The organism is Streptomyces sp. NPDC059875 (assembly GCF_042731085.1).
Lineage (GTDB): Bacteria > Actinomycetota > Actinomycetes > Streptomycetales > Streptomycetaceae > Streptomyces.
The window spans coordinates 212,099-229,861 of the sequence record NZ_JBHWJZ010000006.1; the positions used below are offsets into that span (position 1 = coordinate 212,099).

22 protein-coding genes, 1 tRNA gene and 1 pseudogene are annotated in these 17,763 nt (G+C 70.3%); 5 read left to right on the plus strand and 19 right to left on the minus strand.

Features of this window, described 5'->3' with window-relative positions:
- Nucleotides 1-148: 148 nt before the first annotated feature.
- Complete coding sequence (locus ACFV9D_RS10095) at nucleotides 149-376, plus strand: hypothetical protein (protein ID WP_385143641.1); 228 nt, start codon at nucleotides 149-151, stop codon at nucleotides 374-376.
- 128 nt (nucleotides 377-504) lie between these two features.
- Here ACFV9D_RS10095 and ACFV9D_RS10100 read toward each other — a convergent pair whose 3' ends face one another.
- From ACFV9D_RS10100 to ACFV9D_RS10110, 3 genes and pseudogenes are all read right to left on the minus strand, one after another.
- Nucleotides 505-1,308, minus strand: coding sequence for an alpha/beta fold hydrolase (locus tag ACFV9D_RS10100; protein ID WP_385143643.1), 804 nt, complete (start codon nucleotides 1,306-1,308; stop codon nucleotides 505-507).
- Between the two features lie 53 nt (nucleotides 1,309-1,361).
- Complete coding sequence (locus ACFV9D_RS10105) at nucleotides 1,362-2,033, minus strand: DUF4097 family beta strand repeat-containing protein (protein WP_385143645.1); 672 nt, start codon at nucleotides 2,031-2,033, stop codon at nucleotides 1,362-1,364.
- A gap of 227 nt (nucleotides 2,034-2,260) precedes the next feature.
- A pseudogene (locus ACFV9D_RS10110) lies at nucleotides 2,261-2,833 on the minus strand (glycosyltransferase); the annotation flags it as partial.
- A 202-nt stretch (nucleotides 2,834-3,035) separates the two neighbouring features.
- On the opposite strand from ACFV9D_RS10110, the gene ACFV9D_RS10115 reads away from it, so the two are divergent.
- A complete protein-coding gene (locus tag ACFV9D_RS10115; protein ID WP_385143647.1) occupies nucleotides 3,036-3,374 on the plus strand; it encodes a DoxX family protein in 339 nt (112 codons plus the stop codon).
- 36 nt (nucleotides 3,375-3,410) lie between these two features.
- On the opposite strand, the gene ACFV9D_RS10120 is transcribed toward ACFV9D_RS10115, so the two are convergent.
- Entirely contained in the window at nucleotides 3,411-3,710 is a 300-nt protein-coding gene (locus ACFV9D_RS10120; protein WP_385143649.1) for a hypothetical protein, read from the minus strand.
- Between ACFV9D_RS10120 and ACFV9D_RS10125 the strand changes: the two genes are divergently transcribed.
- Nucleotides 3,709-4,071, plus strand: a complete 363-nt coding sequence (locus tag ACFV9D_RS10125; protein WP_385143651.1) for a hypothetical protein — start codon at nucleotides 3,709-3,711, stop codon at nucleotides 4,069-4,071. The two genes, ACFV9D_RS10120 and ACFV9D_RS10125, sit on opposite strands and share 2 nt — an antisense overlap.
- A gap of 127 nt (nucleotides 4,072-4,198) precedes the next feature.
- Here ACFV9D_RS10125 and ACFV9D_RS10130 read toward each other — a convergent pair whose 3' ends face one another.
- The 8 genes from ACFV9D_RS10130 to ACFV9D_RS10165 all read right to left on the minus strand — a co-directional run bounded on the left by ACFV9D_RS10130 (nucleotide 4,199) and on the right by ACFV9D_RS10165 (nucleotide 8,905).
- Complete coding sequence (locus tag ACFV9D_RS10130) at nucleotides 4,199-5,113, minus strand: RNA polymerase sigma factor SigF (RefSeq protein WP_385143653.1); 915 nt, start codon at nucleotides 5,111-5,113, stop codon at nucleotides 4,199-4,201.
- A 235-nt stretch (nucleotides 5,114-5,348) separates the two neighbouring features.
- Complete coding sequence (locus ACFV9D_RS10135) at nucleotides 5,349-6,239, minus strand: RNA polymerase sigma factor SigF (RefSeq protein ID WP_385143655.1); 891 nt, start codon at nucleotides 6,237-6,239, stop codon at nucleotides 5,349-5,351.
- A gap of 161 nt (nucleotides 6,240-6,400) precedes the next feature.
- Nucleotides 6,401-6,694: a Dabb family protein gene (locus tag ACFV9D_RS10140; RefSeq protein WP_385143657.1), complete on the minus strand. Its 294-nt coding sequence runs from the start codon at nucleotides 6,692-6,694 to the stop codon at nucleotides 6,401-6,403.
- Between the two features lie 23 nt (nucleotides 6,695-6,717).
- The gene (locus tag ACFV9D_RS10145) at nucleotides 6,718-6,882 is read right to left on the minus strand and encodes a hypothetical protein (RefSeq protein ID WP_355110869.1); all 165 of its coding nucleotides are present in this window, start codon (nucleotides 6,880-6,882) and stop codon (nucleotides 6,718-6,720) included.
- A gap of 423 nt (nucleotides 6,883-7,305) precedes the next feature.
- Nucleotides 7,306-7,390, minus strand: a tRNA-Ser gene (locus ACFV9D_RS10150).
- Nucleotides 7,391-7,446: 56 nt separating this feature from the next.
- Nucleotides 7,447-7,875: a tRNA adenosine(34) deaminase TadA gene (gene tadA / locus ACFV9D_RS10155; protein ID WP_385143866.1), complete on the minus strand. Its 429-nt coding sequence runs from the start codon at nucleotides 7,873-7,875 to the stop codon at nucleotides 7,447-7,449.
- 77 nt (nucleotides 7,876-7,952) lie between these two features.
- Nucleotides 7,953-8,486 carry a hypothetical protein gene (locus ACFV9D_RS10160; RefSeq protein WP_385143659.1) on the minus strand — a complete coding sequence of 178 codons (534 nt, stop codon included), beginning with the start codon at nucleotides 8,484-8,486 and terminating at the stop codon, nucleotides 7,953-7,955.
- Nucleotides 8,487-8,707: 221 nt separating this feature from the next.
- A complete protein-coding gene (locus ACFV9D_RS10165; RefSeq protein WP_385143661.1) occupies nucleotides 8,708-8,905 on the minus strand; it encodes a hypothetical protein in 198 nt (65 codons plus the stop codon).
- Nucleotides 8,906-8,992: 87 nt separating this feature from the next.
- Between ACFV9D_RS10165 and upp the strand changes: the two genes are divergently transcribed.
- Entirely contained in the window at nucleotides 8,993-9,628 is a 636-nt protein-coding gene (gene upp / locus ACFV9D_RS10170; protein WP_355110873.1) for a uracil phosphoribosyltransferase, read from the plus strand.
- A 30-nt stretch (nucleotides 9,629-9,658) separates the two neighbouring features.
- Here upp and ACFV9D_RS10175 read toward each other — a convergent pair whose 3' ends face one another.
- Nucleotides 9,659-10,288 (minus strand): LytR C-terminal domain-containing protein, encoded by a 630-nt coding sequence (locus tag ACFV9D_RS10175; protein ID WP_385143663.1) that lies wholly within the window; start codon nucleotides 10,286-10,288, stop codon nucleotides 9,659-9,661.
- A 99-nt stretch (nucleotides 10,289-10,387) separates the two neighbouring features.
- Nucleotides 10,388-10,684: a type II toxin-antitoxin system VapB family antitoxin gene (locus tag ACFV9D_RS10180; RefSeq protein WP_009067182.1), complete on the minus strand. Its 297-nt coding sequence runs from the start codon at nucleotides 10,682-10,684 to the stop codon at nucleotides 10,388-10,390.
- A gap of 98 nt (nucleotides 10,685-10,782) precedes the next feature.
- Here ACFV9D_RS10180 and ACFV9D_RS10185 point away from each other — a divergent pair, with 98 nt between their 5' ends.
- A complete protein-coding gene (locus ACFV9D_RS10185; protein ID WP_385143666.1) occupies nucleotides 10,783-12,318 on the plus strand; it encodes a helicase HerA-like domain-containing protein in 1,536 nt (511 codons plus the stop codon).
- A 176-nt stretch (nucleotides 12,319-12,494) separates the two neighbouring features.
- On the opposite strand, the gene ACFV9D_RS10190 is transcribed toward ACFV9D_RS10185, so the two are convergent.
- The 5 genes from ACFV9D_RS10190 to ACFV9D_RS10210 form a co-directional block, all read right to left on the minus strand.
- Nucleotides 12,495-14,057, minus strand: coding sequence for a M28 family metallopeptidase (locus ACFV9D_RS10190; RefSeq protein WP_385143668.1), 1,563 nt, complete (start codon nucleotides 14,055-14,057; stop codon nucleotides 12,495-12,497).
- A 115-nt stretch (nucleotides 14,058-14,172) separates the two neighbouring features.
- On the minus strand, nucleotides 14,173-14,766 hold the full coding sequence (locus ACFV9D_RS10195) for an HhH-GPD-type base excision DNA repair protein (RefSeq protein ID WP_385143670.1): 594 nt from the start codon (nucleotides 14,764-14,766) through the stop codon (nucleotides 14,173-14,175).
- 41 nt (nucleotides 14,767-14,807) lie between these two features.
- Nucleotides 14,808-14,993: a hypothetical protein gene (locus tag ACFV9D_RS10200; RefSeq protein WP_385143672.1), complete on the minus strand. Its 186-nt coding sequence runs from the start codon at nucleotides 14,991-14,993 to the stop codon at nucleotides 14,808-14,810.
- Between the two features lie 209 nt (nucleotides 14,994-15,202).
- Entirely contained in the window at nucleotides 15,203-15,406 is a 204-nt protein-coding gene (locus tag ACFV9D_RS10205) for a hypothetical protein (RefSeq protein ID WP_385143674.1), read from the minus strand.
- A gap of 72 nt (nucleotides 15,407-15,478) precedes the next feature.
- Entirely contained in the window at nucleotides 15,479-17,749 is a 2,271-nt protein-coding gene (locus ACFV9D_RS10210) for an ATP-binding cassette domain-containing protein (protein WP_385143676.1), read from the minus strand.
- Nucleotides 17,750-17,763 lie beyond the last annotated feature (14 nt).

Here is a 17,763-nt window from a genome sequence, read left to right on the forward strand (position 1 = left end):
CCTGGGGGCGGGAGGGGAGAACGGGGGAAGAGCGCGGGAAGGGAGTGAGGGAGGGGCGTGGGGGCGGTGCGGGGGATCGGTGCCGGAACGGGTACGGGCGGAACCGGGGCTTGGGCGCGGCACCCGGGGTTCGCTAGGGTCCTGGCTCATGGCACACAACCCCCAAGCTCCGTACGGTCAGGGCCCCGCCCCCGAGGGCAACTACGACCCCGCCGGCAGCACCCAGATGTTCCGCGCCTTCGTCGACGAGGGCCCGCAGGGCGGCGGCCGCCAGGCGGCGGCGCCCCAGTCCTCCGGCCCCCGCGTGGGCCTCATCGTCGGCGTCGTCGCGGCGATCGTGGTCCTGGCCGCGGTGGCCTGGCTGGCCCTGGGCTGAGCTGAGCCCTCGCGGGCTTCGGGTCTCCGGGGCGGTCGAGGCCCGGGGCCCTTGCGGGCCACCGGCTCGGCCGCCCTCGTTCCGACGCCCGGTCTGCGAGTCGCGGGCGGGGTGACGCCCCGCACGTCTCAACCGGCCACGTGGGTGCGGACGGCGGCGATCTCGCGTACGGAGTCGGCGATGGCCCGGAAGTCCTTGCGCAGGATCTTGGAGTGGTTGCTCGGGACCTTCGCGCTGACCTCGATGTTCGGGTTGCGGTCGAGCACCGGGCCGAGGTCGGCGCGGATCTTCTCCATCACCTTCGCGTCGCCGCCCAGGTTGCCGCCGGAGGCGAGCACGTACCGGGTCGGTACGGTCAGCCGGTCGAAGACCGGGTTGAGGGCGGCGGGCGCGCAGAGCTCGTTGATCTCGATGTTGATCTCGGCGTGCTGTGCGGCGCTCATGCGCGCGGCCAGGCCGAGCGGGCGGGCGATCGGGAACAGCGTGCCCAGCCGGCGGAACAGCTTGCGGACCTGTTCCTTGGTGCCGTCGGTGAGCCACTCGTGCGCCAAGGCACCGTCCACCGAGACCACCCCCAGGGCGCGGTCCGGGTTCCGGGACGCCCAGTGCACGGCGAGCATGGCGCCGTAGGACCAGCCCACCAGAATCGGCCGCTCCACGCCCCTGGCGGCGAGCACGGCGTCGAGATCGCGGATGCACGCCTCGAACGAGTAGTCGCCGGCGCGCTTCGACTTGCCGCGGGCGCGCTCGTCGTAGCTGATGTGTCGGTAGTCGCCGCCGAGTTCGGAGATGACGCGCCGCCAGTGCGACTGGTCGGCGTACGAACCGTTGAGGTAGACCACCGGGGTGCCGGAGCCGCCGGTGTCGCTCACGGCCAGTGCGGTGTCGTCGATCGCCACCATGCCGGTCCAGGTGGACTGCTTTCTGGTCATGGGTGTGCCTTCTTCCGGTGTCAGGAGCGGTGGACGGGGATCGGGTCGGCGGTTCAGATGCTGCGGGCGGTGATGTCGCCGTAGGCGGTGGTGGCGTGGATGTGGAGGGTGGCGTCGGCGCCGTCGGTGTTCTTGAGGGTGTTGTGGATGCGGCCGTGGCCGGTGCCGGCGTCGAGGGTGGCGGAGACTCCGTGGGCGGCGCCGACGGTGATGGCGCCGGATTCGGTGCGCAGGGTGACCGCGCCGCTCGCAGCCTCTGCGATGTGGAGGTCGCCCTGCTGGGTGGTGATCTCGGCGGGGCCGCCGAGGCGGCCGACGGTGATGTCGCCGGCCATGAGGGTGAGGCGGGCGCTCGCGGTCTCGTCGAGCTTGATGGGGCCCTGGGCGCTTTCGAAGGTGACGTCGCCGAGGCGTCCGACGCCGTGGAGTTCGGCGCAGGCGGTCTTGGCCTCGATGTGGGAGCCGGCGGGCAGTTGGACGGTGATCTCGACGACGCCGGAGTTGCCGAGGATCTGGTTCTTCGCCTCGGGGGCCGTGATCCGCAGGATGCCGTCGCGGTAGTCGACGGTGGTCTGCTCGGCGGCCTTCGTGTCGCGGCTCTTGGAGGCGTTCGCGGGGAGGACCTCGACGGTGGTGTCGGCGCGGTCGGCGGCGATGAACCGGACGATCCCGGCGGGGACGTTGAGGAGGGCGGAGATCGGGGCGGTGGTGGCGAACGTCTGCATGATGCTTCCCTTGTCTGCTCGTTGGCGCCGGTGCTTGTTTCCGACAAGGGAAAAGCTACGTTGCGTTCAAAGATCGGGCAACATGCTTGTTGCGCTGAATCTGTATCAGTGCAGGTGAATGCAGGGATTTCATTGCAACGGTGATGGCGTCAATGCAACACCCCCTACCCTGAATGTTGCAATGGATAGGGGTGAATGCTCAGTGGGGACGGCCGGCGGGAGGGCGTTCAGCCGACCGCGTCGAGCAGCAGCTTCGCCGCCACCGTCAGCCCGTCCGTGCGGATCGTGCCGGCCGCGGCGGTGGCTCGTTCCCGGGTCTCGGGAGCCAGGGCCGTCTTGAGCGTGGCCGACAGGGACTCGGTGGTCGGCGTCGGATCGTCGTGTGCCGAGCCGATGCCCAGGTCGGCCACCCGGCCGGCCCAGTACGGCTGGTCCCCGCCCTGGGGCACGACGACCTGAGGCGCACCCGCCTGCGTGGCGGTCGTCGTCGTGCTCGCGCTGCCGTGGTGCACGACGGCGGCGACCCGGCGGAACAGCGCCTGCTGGTTGACCTCGCCGACGACGAAACAGTCGTCCTGATCGTCGATCGGGGCCAGGCCGGCCCAGCCACGGGAGACGACGACACGGCGGCCCTGCACCCGGATCGCCTCGATGGCCGCCCGGGCGACGCCCTTCGGATCGCCCATGGGCGTGCTGCCGAAGCCCAGGTACACCGGTGCCGTACCGGCGTCCAGGAACTCCACCAGCTCCACCGGCAGCGGCCGTTCGTCGCTCAGCAGCCACGCGCCCGTCTGCACTACACCGCGAGTCCCGCTATCGGCTCGACGCTCCCGCGCGCCCCGTACGTCGACAACACCACACGCATGGCGTGACTCCCCGTTCCATGATCATTGGCTTGGGTCGGTGATTCTGCTTTCCCCTGTCACACATGCGCGACACGCTCCGTCAGTGAGGTGAGCGAGCGAGAACCCTCGCCGCCACCTGATCCGAGGAGCGTCTCCGATGTCCACCACCTACATCGTCGTCACCGCGGTCGCCGCGTTCATGGTCGGCTTCTCGGCCCTCTCGATCTTCATCAAGGCCCCGTGGGTCGTCGAGCCGCTGACCGAGTACGGCGTCCCCCGCTCCTGGTGGACCTGGCTCGGAGCCGCGAAGGCCGCCGGCGCGGCGGGCCTCGTGGTCGGCCTCTGGGTCCCGGCGATCGGCCTGGCGGCCGGGATCGCCACGGTCCTCTACTTCGCCGGCGCCGTCATCACCGTGATCCGCGCCCGCCGGTACCCGCACGTGGCCTGGCCGCTGCTCTACGCGGCCCCGGTCGCCGCCGCGCTGATTCTGGCCTGAGGAATCAGAGGGACGTGGTGTTCGACGGCGCAGGGGTCACTTCCAGGTCGCCGTGACCTTCTGGGTGTCCACGTGCATGCCGAGCGGTACGCGCCACGAGTCCACGCAGACCGTGTACGTCCGGGTCGTCGTCGCTCCGGCCGCGATGGGGGCGGGCAGGGGCTGCGACGACTCGATCGTCGCCCAGTCGATGCCGAGCGCTCCGATGATGTGCGTGGCGAAGGTGACGGTGCCCGAAGTGGCCGCCGTACCACCGGTGTTCCGGAAGCCGACCGTCACCTGCTCGCACCATCTCCGGTCCGCGTCCGCGAGTACGGGAGCGGAGAGGGTGAGCATGGCGGGGCCGGCCGGGGTGCCGGTCGGCGAGGGGGGCGGCGGGGCCGGTGTCGTCGTGCCCGGGGGCGGCGCGGTCGCGGTGCGGGGCGGGGTCGAACCGGGCGCCGTCGTCGATCCGGGGCGCGAGGTCCCCGGACCCGTACCCGTACCCGGACTCGTATCCGTACCTGTGCCCGTACCGCCGCCGGGTGGTGCCGGGGTCGTTCCCGGGGTTGCCGTCGGTGGCCGTGGTGAGGGTGACGACGTGCTGGAGGTCGTACCGCTCGCAGACGGCTTCGGGCCGTCGAGCGGGACCAGCGTGACCGATCCGGACGGCGGCACCGCGCCCTTCGGGGAGGAGCCCGCGCCGACCGCCGCGTAGCCCTCGCCGTCGTCTCCGCTGCCGCACGCGGTCAGCGCTCCACCGAGGCAGAGCGCGACCACTGTCAGAAGTGACCTCTGTCGCCGCATGGCGTCAGTGTGTCTGACGCATCGTCAGCAGGGAAGCCTCAGTCGGCGATCAGACCCTGCCGCAGCTGCGCCAGCGTCCGCGTCAGCAGCCGCGAGACGTGCATCTGCGAAATGCCGACCTCCTCGCCGATCTGCGACTGCGTCATGTTGGCGAAGAACCGCAGCATGATGATCTGCCGCTCCCGGGGCGGGAGTTTGGCGAGCAGCGGCTTCAGGGACTCGCGGTACTCGACCCCCTCCAGGGCCGTGTCCTCGTAGCCGAGCCGGTCCGCGAGCGAGCCCTCGCCGCCGTCGTCCTCCGGGGAGGGCGAGTCGAGCGAGGAGGCGGTGTACGCGTTGCCGACCGCGAGGCCGTCGACGACGTCCTCCTCCGACACCCCGAGCACGGCGGCGAGTTCGGGCACGGTCGGGGAGCGGTCCAGCTTCTGCGCGAGCTCGTCGCTCGCCTTGGTCAGCGCGAGGCGCAGCTCCTGGAGCCGGCGCGGGACGCGCACGGACCACGAGGTGTCGCGGAAGAAGCGCTTGATCTCGCCGACGACCGTCGGCATCGCGAACGTCGGGAACTCCACGCCGCGTTCGCAGTCGAAGCGGTCGATCGCCTTGATCAGGCCGATGGTGCCGACCTGGACGATGTCCTCCATCGGCTCGTTGCGGGAGCGGAACCGGGCCGCCGCGTACCGCACGAGCGGCAGGTTGAGCTCGATCAGGGTGTCGCGGACGTACGTCCGCTCCGGGCTGTCCGCGGCGGCGCCCGCGTCGTCCAGGGCGCGCAGCCGGAGGAAGAGGGAGCGGGAGAGCGTGCGGGTGTCGATGGCTTCCGGCGTGACGACAAGCGGCGCGGTGGGCTCGGCGGTCTCCGCCGACGGCTGGACGGGCACCGGCGTCGGTACCGGCGTCTGCGTCGCCGCGGGCGTGAGCGTGAGCACCTTCGAGCTGCCCTGTTCTGCGGACATGCCACCCCCTTGAGGTCGCGGACGGTCGCGGCGGCCACGACCATCGGAGGAACGCAGCCTCCACCTGAATACCGGAGGCGGGGCTGCGGCAAACGCGGTTCCAGCAGAATGTCACATGTCGGCAACACGCTGTAGTGACTTGTCGACATGGCGTAGGTGAATATCCGCAGGAAACAAGGGGTGTACGGCATTTGGGGCGTCGCAGAACTGCTCCGAACCGGTCTACCCGTTCCGGCTACGCCTCGATCCTATTTGCGGATCTCAATCGGGCGAAGCTCCGGGCGAGGAGCCTTGACACATGCATCTGCGAGACGCCGAGCTCCTGACTGATCTGGGACTGCGTCAGGTTGCTGTAGTAACGGAGCATCAGGATCCGCTGCTCGCGCTCGGGCAGCTGCACGAGCAGATGCCGTACGAGATCGCGGTGCTCGACGCCGGCGAGCGCGGGGTCCTCGTAGCCGAGCCGATCGAGCAGTCCGGGCAGCCCGTCGCCCTCCTGGGCCGCCTCCAGTGAGGTGGCGTGGTACGACCGTCCCGCCTCGATGCAGGCCAGTACCTCGTCCTCGCCGATCTTCAGCCGCTCGGCGATCTCGGCGGTGGTGGGGGAGCGGCCGTGAGCGGTCGTCAGGTCTTCGGTGGCTCCGTTGACCTGGACCCAGAGCTCGTGCAGCCGGCGCGGTACGTGGACGGTCCGCACGTTGTCGCGGAAGTAGCGCTTGATCTCGCCGACGACCGTGGGCATCGCGAAGGTCGGGAACTGGACGCCGCGGTCCGGGTCGAAGCGGTCGATGGCGTTGATGAGGCCGATCGTGCCGACCTGGACGACGTCCTCCATCGGCTCGTTGCGGGAGCGGAAGCGGGCGGCCGCGTACCGCACGAGCGGCAGGTTCGCCTCGATCAGCGCCCCGCGTACGCGGTCGTGCTCCGGGCTGCCCGGCTCGAGCCCCTTGAGCTGTCCGAAGAGCACCTGGGTCAGGGCCCGGGTGTCGGCGCCCCGGGTGCTCTGGGGCCGGTTGTTCTGGGGGCGGGTGGACTGCGGTCGGGTGGGCTGCGGTCGCGGACGCGGAGAGTCCGTTCCGCAGGTCTCGTTCTGGGGCGGTACCTGAGGCGCTGTACTGGCCGGCACGTTCACGCCACCCCTTAGCTGGTCAACTACGGTCAACTCATCCGTCAAAAGCGGTCATAGCATCACAAGACATGTCCACTGTGTGCAAGCACCGTATGGCTTCGTGTTGGCGACAAAAAGCCCCCCGCCGTGAACGGCGAGGGGCCCGGATGGTGGAAGGGCTAGAACGCGTAGTCCGCGATCACCCACGTGGCGATCTCGCGCCACAGGGCGACGCCCGCCTGGTGGGCGGGGTGCTCCAGGTAGACCTTCAGCGCATCGGCGTCCGCGACGGCCGAGTTGATGGCGAAGTCGTACGCGATCGGGCGCTCGCTGATGTTCCAGCCGCACTCCCAGCCCGCCAGCTCCGGGATCTCCTTCTCCAGCCCGTCGAACGCCGCGGCGGCGGCGACGGCACGCGGGTCGTCCTTCGTGATGCCCTCGTTGAGCTTGAACAGGACCAGATGGCGGATCACAGCAGGACTCCTCGTCGGTGGTTCTAGTTGACGAGTTCGGTCATGAACTCGCCGACGCCCTGTGCGGCGGACGATATGCCCTCGAACCCTACCTGGACGAGATCGGCGGCCCTGTCGGGCGAATTGATGATCGTGTACAGCACAAAGACCACGACCGCGTACAGCGCGACCTTCTTCGCTTGCGCCATCTGCCGCGACCTCCCCTGTCTGTACCCCTGTGTGGACGCGTGAGTCTAACGGAGCCACTTCAGCCACTTCACCGGGTCTTTATGGACCAAGGGCCCGGGAATCGGGGCCTTTTGCCGCCCCCCGGAAGGGTGACGGCAGAGCAGTATGGATGTCGAGCCCGGCGGATCTGGCAGGAATCCGCGGGGCCGAGGAACCGGCCCTCACTGCGGGGTCCCGCGCCGCGCGCTTCCCCCTGACTGCGGCGCAGGACTTGCAGGACCGGTTCTCATCGGGGGGAGCGGCTTGTCCCCCCGATGCCGCTCCCCCCGTCCGACGGAGAAGGCCCCGGCCGCGCCTGAGAGCGCGGTGGGGGCCTTCTGTCGTTCATGCAGCCGGGATACGCCGAAGGGCCCGGTGCGATGCACCGGGCCCTTCGATCGAAGCGGTAGCGGAGGGATTTGAACCCTCGGTGACTTGCGCCACACTCGCTTTCGAGGCGAGCTCCTTCGGCCGCTCGGACACGCTACCGAGAGAGAGCTTAGCCCAAAGATGCCGCTGCGATGAAATCCGTATCGGTTCCCAGGTCAGCGGCTGCGGAAGAAGGCCGTGAGCTGCGCCGAGCACTCCTCTCCGAGGACGCCGTGGATCACCTCGGGGCGGTGGTTCAGCCGGCGGTCCCGTACGAGATCCCACAGCGAACCGGCCGCGCCCGCCTTCTCGTCGAGCGCGCCGAACACCACCCGGGCGACCCTGGACTGCACGAGCGCGCCGGCGCACATCACACAGGGCTCCAGGGTCACGACGAGCGTGCAGCCGGTCAGCCGCCACTCCCCGGTCTTCGCCGCGGCCCGGCGCAGGGCCAGGATCTCGGCGTGGGCGGTCGGGTCGCCGGTCGCCTCGCGCTCGTTGTGCCCGACGGCGAGGACCGTGCCGTCCGGGGACAGCACGACCGCGCCGACCGGTACGTCACCGGCCGGCACAGCCTGCTCGGCCTCGGCGAGCGCGAGCCGCATGGTCTCCCGCCAGGGGTCCCGTACGGGATCGGGAGCGGATACGGGGTCGGGTACGGGGTCGGGTACTGCTTCGGTCACTAGCGAACGGTCTCCAGTACCTCCGCGGCGCCCAGCGCGTCCGCGATCTCCGCCAGCGCGTCGCTCTCCAGCGCCAGCAGGCTCTTCTCGGACAGGCCGAGGTCCGCGAGGATCAGCCGGTCGCCGACCGGCGCCGCCGGCAGGGCGTCGCCGGACGCTCCCGCGTCCTCCTCGTCGTCCTCGCGGCCGAGAGGCTCGCCGTCCTCCGTGCCGTCGAGGTTCAGCGCGTCCAGGTCGTCGGCGTCGTCGTCCAGGTCGTCGCCGAGAATTTCCTTGGTGAGGATCTCCCCGTACGAGGAGCGGGCGGCGGCCGCCCCGTCCGACACGTAGATGCGAGGGTCGTCCTCGCCCTCGATCCGGAGGAGGCCGAACCAGGCGTCCTCCTCCTCGATGAAGACGATCACCGTGTCGTCGTCGACCGAGGCCTCACGGGCCAGTTCGGTCAGATCCGACAGGGTCTCCACATCGTCGATCTCTGTGTCGCTCGCTTCCCACCCGTCTTCGGTGCGCGCGAGCAGTGCGGCGAAGTACACCGTGACTCTCCCACTGATCAGAGGTGTGACGAACCGGCGGCGCGCTCCTGATGCATGCCCCGCCCAATCGGCATCGTGGCAGAAACAGCGGCTTCAGGAGAGGTCTTCGGCTCTTGCGTCGTGCATCAGTCTGATCGAGACGGTGAACGGGTGGGTGGGTGGCACCGGCGCACGGACCCGGCGCACAGGCGGCGCACACGCGTGGGCGGGCGCCGCGGCCGTCACCAGCGGAAGGTCCGCATCCGCATGGCCTGGCGCATCCTGGCCGCTCGCGCGCGCCGGGGCTGGACGCGCTCGCGCAGCGCCTTCGCCTCGTGCAGCTCGCGCAGGAACTGGGCGCGGCGCCTGCGGCGCTCCGCGTCGGTCTCCGGCGGCGTCTCACCGCCCCGTGCGTCGGCGGGGTCTTCCGGGTCGGGCATGGGCCACACCACCCCACGACTGGGTCCTGTGCCCCCACCTTCCCTCCACGGCGTGGGTTGATGCCAGTGCGGGCTACTGTTGGACTCATGCGTCTCCACGTCGTCGATCACCCGCTGGTCGCCCACAAGCTCACCACGCTGCGCGACAAGCGCACCGACTCCCCGACCTTCCGCCGGCTGGCCGACGAGCTGGTCACCCTGCTCGCCTACGAGGCCACCAGGGACGTGCGGACCGAGCAGGTCGACATCGAGACCCCCGTCACGCCCACGACGGGCGTGAAGCTGTCGTACCCGCGGCCGCTGGTGGTCCCGATCCTCCGCGCCGGCCTCGGGATGCTCGACGGCATGGTGCGGCTCCTGCCGACCGCCGAGGTCGGCTTCCTCGGGATGATCCGCAACGAGGAGACGCTGGAGGCGTCGACCTACGCGACGCGGATGCCGGAGGACCTTTCCGGGCGCCAGGTGTACGTCCTGGACCCGATGCTGGCGACCGGCGGCACGCTCGTCGCGGCGATCCAGGAGCTGATCAAGCGCGGCGCGGACGATGTGACCGCGGTCGTGCTGCTCGCCGCCCCGGAGGGCGTCGAGATCATGGAGCGCGAGCTGGCGGGCACGCCGGTGACCGTGGTGACGGCCTCGGTCGACGAGCGTCTCAACGAGAGCGGCTACATCGTCCCGGGGCTCGGTGACGCGGGCGACCGGATGTACGGCACCGCCGACTAGTCGGTCCGTACGGGTCGGTTCCGTACGGCGTCAGCACTTACCGGTGGGCGCGGGCTTGGGCTTGTTGAGAACGGCCAGGGCCGCGTCCGCCGTCGCTTTCGCGTCCAGGTTCTTGAACGCGGTCCCGATGATCAGGTCGATGTCGGCCGTGGCGCGGGTGTCCGTCTTGGTCGTGGCGCCCTTCAGCTGGGTGCCCAGGACGGAGAACGCGCCCTTGGTGGCCCCCGGAGCGCCGAGCAGTATCCCGGCGCCGGGAACCTTCTTGTCGTACGCGGCGGGCGCGTTGCCGACCTTGCCGATGGTGAAGCCGCGCTTCTTGAGCTCGTCGGCGGTCGACTTCGCGAGGCCGCTGCGCGGGGTCGCGTTGTAGACGTTCACCGTGATCTGCGCGGGCTTGGGCAGCGCGGCGACGGGCGCCGTGGTGGCCTTGGCGACGGGTTTGCAGTCGATGCTGCGCCCGGCCGTCGTCTTCGTCTCGTCGCCGCCCGAGAACACGTCGACGAGCTGCAGTGTCCCCCAGCCGGCCGCGCCGAGCACGATCACGGCGGCCCCGGCCGCGAGGACGATCCTGCGACGGTGCCGGGGGCGGCGCATGCGCGGGTACTTGTCGCCCGTGATGCGGTATTTTCCGCCCATTCCGGGGGGAGTGAGCATGCTCATGGACGCAGCGTAATGCCGTCGGTCGAGGATGCCTACTGGATGATCATGTGATCGCGTCCGGATGGGCGGGAAGAGACCCCGAAAGGGTCAGTGCCGGCGCTAGTCCATCTCCAGGACGCGGGCGTGCAGCACCTGCCGCTGCTGGAGCGCCGCGCGCACCGCGCGGTGCAGCCCGTCCTCGAGGTAGAGGTCGCCCCGCCACTTCACGACGTGCGCGAAGAGGTCGCCGTAGAAGGTGGAGTCCTCGGCGAGCAGCGTCTCCAGGTCCAGCTGGCCCTTGGTGGTGACCAGCTGATCGAGGCGGACCGGGCGCGGGGCGACGTCCGCCCACTGCCGGGTGCTTTCCCGGCCGTGGTCGGGGTACGGCCGGCCGTTTCCGATGCGCTTGAAGATCACACGGAAAGCCTACCGGGCAAGCGGCTCCCGGCGCAGCCACGCGAACGCAGTGGGATGCTGGGGCAAATCGCAACAAACCCGGAAATTGGGGTCCTCTGATGAGCGTGAGCGAACGGTCTCCGGCCACTGAGATCGCGGCGGGGTACGCCTTCACCGGGGCCGCGCTCGACCTGGGAGCGCTGCTGTGGGACGGGACCTGTCACCCGGACGCGCAGATCCGCATCCCGCTCCCGATGCTCAACCGCCACGGCCTGGTCGCCGGCGCGACCGGGACGGGCAAGACGAAGACCCTCCAGCTCATCGCGGAGCAGTTGTCGGCGAACGGCGTGCCCGTCTTCCTCGCCGACATCAAGGGGGACGTCTCCGGGATCTCGGCGCCCGGCGCGGAGGGCGAGAAGGTCCGTGAGCGGGCCGGGCAGGTGGGGCAGGAGTGGGCGGCGAAGGGCTTCCCCTGCGAGTTCTACGGGCTCGGGGGCATCGGCCCCGGCATCCCGGTGCGGGCGACGGTCACCAGCTTCGGTCCGGTGCTGCTGTCGAAGGTGCTTCAGCTCAACCAGACGCAGGAGCAGTCGCTCGGCCTGATCTTCCACTACGCCGACTCCAAGGGCCTGGAGCTGGTGGACCTGAAGGATCTGCGGGCGGTGGTGGCCTTCCTGGTCTCGGACACGGGGAAGCCGGAGCTGAAGGGGATCGGCGGGCTCTCGACGGTGACGGCCGGGGTGATCCTGCGGGCGATCACGGCGTTCGAGCAGCAGGGCGCGGGCGGGTTCTTCGGGGAGCCGGAGTTCGACACGGCCGAGTTCCTTCGGGCGGCGGCGGACGGGCGCGGGGTGGTGTCCGTACTGGAGTTGCCGGCCGTGCAGGACAAGCCGCAGCTCTTCTCGACGTTCCTGATGTGGATGCTGGCGGATCTGTACGGGGACCTGCCGGAGGTGGGGGACCTGGAGAAGCCGAAGCTGGTGTTCTTCTTCGACGAGGCGCATCTGCTGTTCAACGGGGCGTCGAAGGCGTTTCTGGAGTCGATCACGCAGACGGTGCGGTTGATCCGCTCGAAGGGGGTCGGGGTCTTCTTCGTGACCCAGACGCCGAAGGACGTGCCGGGTGATGTGCTCGCCCAGCTGGGCAACCGGGTGCAGCACGCGCTGCGGGCGTTCACTCCGGACGACGCGAAGGCGCTGAAGGCGACGGTACGGACGTTCCCGAAGTCGGCGTACGACCTGGAGGAGGTCCTGACGGGCCTCGGGACGGGCGAGGCGGTGGTGACCGTGCTGAGCGAGACGGGCGCGCCGACGCCGGTGGCGGCGACGCGGCTGCGGGCGCCGGAGTCGCTGATGGGTCCGATCGAGGCGGGGGCGCTGGAGGCGGCGGTGAAGGGCTCGCCGCTGTACGGGCGGTACGCGGAGGCGGTGGACCGGGAGTCGGCGTACGAGAAGCTGACGGCGGAGCAGCGGGAGGCGGAGGAGGCGGCGATGAGGGCGGCGGAGGGTGCCCGTACGGCTCCGAAGAAGGACGAGTCGCTCGCCGAACAGGTGGTGGGGAGCGGGGTCTTCAAGTCGCTGGCGCGGTCGATCGGCACGCAGCTGGGCCGGGAGATCTCCCGGTCGCTCTTCGGCACGGCCCGCCGGAAGAGGTAGGGGGTGGGGCGGGGATTTCCCCCACCCCACCCTCCCCGGACTCCGTCCGGGGAGACCCCCATCCCGAAACCCTGACGGGACCGGGGGCTGCGCCCCCGAACCCCCGCCGGCGCGACAGCTGCGCGCCGCGAGAGGGAGGGCCCGGCCCTCTGAAGGACCGGGCCCCGGAGGTCGTGCTACTCCGTGACCTCGTGGTCGTGGCCGTCGTGCAGGCCGCCGCCGCTGCCGGCGTCGCCGTCCGTCGGGACGGAGACGACCGGCTTCTTCAGGGAGCTGATGTCGTGGGCGTAGGTGCCCACCGCGTTGGCGATGATGTCGATGTTGGCGTCGAACGCCGTCATGTTGATGTTCGACAGGTTGTCGCCGGCGGCGTGGTAGTTCACGTCGTACGCGACACCCGCCGTCCCGCCGAACTTGGCCGCCTGCGCCGCCGTCTTGATGCCCTCGGCGCCCGTGAAGGTGCCGCCCGACGGGATGCCGACCTCGATGAACGGGCCGTAGTCCGAGCGGCCCGTGAAGTCGGTGCCCTCGTGCGGGAGGCCGCGCTTGTCCATGAACTCGTTGATGTCGCGCTCGAGCTGGGCGGAGCCCTCCGGTCCCGCGCCCGCGCCGACGTTGTCGGAGTTGTCGCCGTCGTAGACGAACAGGCCGTAGTTCGGCGAGGCGATCATGTCGAAGTTGAGGTAGAGCTTGACTTCCTTCTTGTCCAGCTCGCTCATGTTCGCGACGTAGTGCTCGGAGCCGAGCAGCCCGTTCTCCTCGGCCGACCACCAGGCGAAGCGGACCTTGTTGCGGACCTTCGACTTCGACTCGGCGAGTTCCAGGGCGGCCTGGAGCAGACCGGCGGAGCCGGAGCCGTTGTCGTTGATGCCGGGGCCGGCGGTCACGGAGTCGAGGTGCGCGCCGAGCATCACGGTGTTGGCGGCGTTGCCGCCCTTCGTCTCCGCGATGACGTTGTTGGTGGAACGCTTCTCCTGGAGCTGGCGGATCTCGAAGGAGATGTTGACCGCGCCCTTGGCGAGGTCCGCGGCGAGCTTCTGGCCCTCGGCCTGGGTGACGCCACCGGTCGGGATCTTGCCGGCCGCCGGGTCGCCGAGGGTGCCGGAGAGCGCGCCGTCGGTGTTGTTGTAGATGATCGCGCCCGCGGCGCCCGCCGCCGCGGCGTTCTCCTGCTTGAGCGCGAAGGTGCAGCCGCCGCGCTTGATCAGGGCGATCTTCCCGGTGAAGGTGCCGGACGCGAAGTCGCCCGGCTCGCAGCCGTTGGTGCCGTCGGCGTCGACCGGGACGGCGGCCAGGTCGGCCTTGATCCCGCCGACCGGGGTGGACTTGGTGTAGGTCATCGCCGCGATCTCGATGTCGCGGGGCGCCGGGGATATGACGGAGGCCTTCTGGGCCAGCGTTTCGGTGTAGATGAATTCGAACTTCTGGTACGAGACGTTGTAGCCGGCCTTCTTGAGCTGCTGGTACACGTACGCCGCGGAGGCGTCGTGCCCGAGTGAGCCGGCCGCGCGGTGACCGCCGGCCGAGTCGGCTATCGCCTGGAGCTTCTGCAGGTGCCGGTAGGCGTCCTTGCCGGACGTCTCACGGACCAGCTTCTTCGCCAGCTGCGCGGCATCCCGGGCGGGCTTGGCGCCGGGGTCCGAGGTGGCGGTGGCGGGGGAAGCGGCGGCCAGCAGGAGCGGGGTGGCGAGTGCGGCTGCGGCCAGGGTGGCCGCGGCTCTGCGAGAGGATGCGTTCACAGAGGTCCTTCCCGATGCGAACGAGGTTGAGGGGAAGTTAGCGATCTCCGGTGCTTCCTGTGAACAGCTCCGCGACAATTCATGTCGGAATTAGCAGGATTGACATCCGGAACCGTCAATTCTCGGATGATTTGGCCGCTTTTGCGGCGCGCTTCGCCTCCTGCTTGAACGCGCGGACCTTGGCGAGCGACTCCGGTCCCGTGATGTCCGCGGCCGAACGGTACGAGCCGGTCTCGCCGTACGCGCCGGCCGCCTCCCGCCAGCCCTCGGGACGTACGCCGTACTGCTTGCCGAGGAGCGCCAGGAAGATCTGCGCCTTCTGCACCCCGAAACCGGGCAGCGCCTTCAGCCTGGCCAGCAGCTCCTTCCCGGTCCCCGCGTCCGCCCAGACGGCCTCGGCGTCGCCGCCGTACTCGTCGACGAGGAACTGGCACAGCTGCTGGATCCGCTTGGCCATCGAGCCGGGATAGCGGTGCACGGCGGGCTTGTCGGAGAGCAGCGCGCCGAAGGCCTCGGGGTCGTACGCGGCGATCTGCCCGGCGTCGAGATCGTCCGTGCCGAGCCGCTGGGCGATGGTGTACGGCCCGGAGAACGCCCACTCCATGGGGACCTGCTGGTCGAGCAGCATGCCGACGAGCGCGGCGAGCGGGGAGCGGCCGAGCAGCTCGTCGGCCTCGGGCTGCTGGGCGAGGTGGATCTCGGTGGTCATGACCCGATGATCTCCCCGGGGCAGGGGACGCGCACGGCCTGTCACCCTTCCGCGAACCGCGCCAGGGCCGAGAGGACGAGCGCGCGGGTCTCCTCGCCGCCGAGATGCCCGGCGCGTTCGACCACGTGCAGCTCCGCGTCCGGCCAGGCGCGGGCCAGCTCCCAGGCGGTGGTGAGCGGGCCGCCCATGTCCTGGCGGCCGTGGATCAGTACGTGTGCGGTGCCCACCAGCGCGGCGCCCTCGGGGTACAGGGGCCCAAGGAGCGGACGCGCCCGCAAGGGCGCCGTCCCGTGTGCCCACCCGTTCCGCCCCAGCGGAACGAATGCCCACACGGAGTAGTGGGGCGGGAGCCCGCGAGCCCGCCACTGGATCGGTCTCCAGGCGGTGGTGCGCCTGCACGTGGGGCGCCGGCCGGCGAGGGCGCGGAGGGGCAGCGTCAGCCGCGCTGGTCGAAGAGGACGATCCGGTACTTCTCCGCGTCGAAAGCGCGGCGGGCGCTCGGGCGGGCTCCGGCGCCCGGCCCCCCGTGGACGTACAGGGCCGGCTTCCCTTCCGGGTTGCCGGCGACCGAGTAGTGCACGTGGTTGCCGTCGCCCACGTCGAGCAGGCCCTCTTCGTACGCTTCGATCTCCGGGAACATCCGGCCGACCCTACCGGGGCCGGGGTGAGGCAGTTCGTACCTGCCCCCACCCCCACCCCCACCACCAAACGGTCAGGCGCCCACGTACGCCTTGAGGTGACGTGCCGTCAGGGTGTCGCTCTTCTCGATCAGTTCGGCCGGGGTGCCCTCGAAGACGATCCGGCCGCCGTCGTGGCCCGCGCCCGGGCCCAGGTCGATCAGCCAGTCCGCGTGGGCCATGACCGCCTGGTGGTGCTCGATCACCACGACCGTGTTGCCGGCCTCGACCAGCCGGTCCAGGAGCGCCAGGAGCTGGTCGACGTCGGCCAGGTGGAGGCCCGTGGTCGGCTCGTCGAGGACGTAGATCGCGCCCTTCTCGGCCATGTGGATCGCCAGCTTCAGGCGCTGGCGCTCACCGCCCGAGAGCGTGTTCAGGGGCTGGCCGAGGCGGAGGTAGCCGAGGCCGACGTCGTTCAGGCGGCCGAGGATCGTCCGCGCCTGGCCCTTCGCCGTGAAGAACTCGTACGCCTCCTCGATCGACATCGACAGCACCTCGTGGATGTTCTTCCCGTCGAGCGTGTAGGAGAGCACCTCACTGGTGAAGCGCCTGCCCTCGCACTCCTCGCAGACCGAGGCGACGCCCGCCATCATCGCCAGGTCGGTGTAGACGAGCCCGAGCCCGTTGCACTTCGGGCACGCGCCCTCCGAATTGGCGCTGAACAGCGCCGCCTTGACGCCGTTGGCCTTGGCGAAGGCGGTACGGATCGGGTTCAGTAGGCCCGTGTACGTCGCCGGGTTCGAGCGGCGCGAGCCGCGGATCGGGGACTGGTCGGCCACGACGACGCCCTCTCGGCCCGGCAGGTTCCCGTGGATGAGGGACGACTTGCCGGACCCGGCCACGCCCGTGACGACCGTCAGGACGCCCGTCGGGATCTCGACGCTCACGTTCCGCAGGTTGTGCTGGGCCGCCCCCTCGATGGAGAGCGAACCGGTCCGGGGCCGCACCTCGGGGCGGAGCTTCGCCCGGTGCGCGAGGTGGTCGCCGGTCAGCGTCCCGGAGGTGCGCAGGCCGGGCACGTCGCCGGAGTAGCAGATCTCGCCGCCCGCCGTGCCGGCCCGCGGGCCCAGGTCGACCACGTGGTCGGCGATCTCGATGACCTCCGGCTTGTGCTCCACGACGAGGACGGTGTTGCCCTTGTCGCGCAGCCGCAGCAGCAGGTCGTTCATCCGCTGGATGTCGTGCGGGTGCAGGCCGATGGTGGGCTCGTCGAAGACGTACGTGACGTCGGTGAGCGAGGAGCCGAGGTGGCGCACCATCTTCACGCGCTGCGCCTCGCCGCCGGAGAGCGTGCCGGAGGCCCGGTCCAGGCTCAGATAGCCGAGGCCGATCTCGACGAGGGAGTCGAGGAGCTCGCGCAGGCTCGCGAGGAGCGGGGCGACGGACGGGTCCTCGATCCGGCGGACGAACTCCGCCAGGTCGCTGATCTGCATCGCGGAGCACTCGGCGATGTTGATCCCGTCGATACGGGAGGACAGCGCGGCCTGGGTGAGGCGGGTGCCCGCGCAGTCGGGGCAGGTGCGGAAGACGACGGCCCGGTCCACGAAGGCCCGGATGTGGGCCTGCATGGCCTCCCGGTCCTTGGTGAGGACCGTCCGCTGGAGCTTCACCACCAGACCCTCGTAGGTGAAGTTGTTGCTGCCGACCTTCACCTTGCAGGACGGCTTGTGGAGGAAGTCCTCCCACTCCTGCTCGGTGAAGTCCGCCAGCTTCTTGTCGGGGTCGTAGAAACCGGAGCCGGCCATGATCTGCCACATCCAGGAGTCCACCGCGTAGCCCGGCACGGTGATGGCGCCCTCGTTGAGGGACTTGGTGCGGTCGACGAGCTCGTCGACGTCGATGTCGGAGACCTGACCGACGCCCTCGCAGCGCGGGCACATCCCCTCGGGCAGGTTGAAGCTGAAGGCGCCGGAGGTGCCGATGTGCGGGGTGCCGAGGCGGCTGAAGACGATCCGCAGCATCGTGTACGCGTCGGTCGCCGTGCCCACCGTGGAGCGGGAGTTGGCGCCCATCCGCTCCTGGTCGACGACGATCGCGGCGCTGAGGTTGTGCAGTCCGTCCACGTCCGGCCGGCCGAGGCTCGGCATGAAGGACTGGAGGAAGGCGCTGTAGGTCTCGTTGATGAGGCGCTGCGACTCGGCGGCGATGGTGCCGAAGACGAGCGAGGACTTCCCGGAGCCGGAGACACCGGTGAAGACGGTGAGGCGGCGCTTGGGGAGGTCGACGGAGACGTCCTTGAGGTTGTTCTCCCGGGCTCCGCGGACCTGGATGACGTGGTGGTTGTCCGCTGCGGCGGGGGTGGTCATGGTGTGCGCCCTCC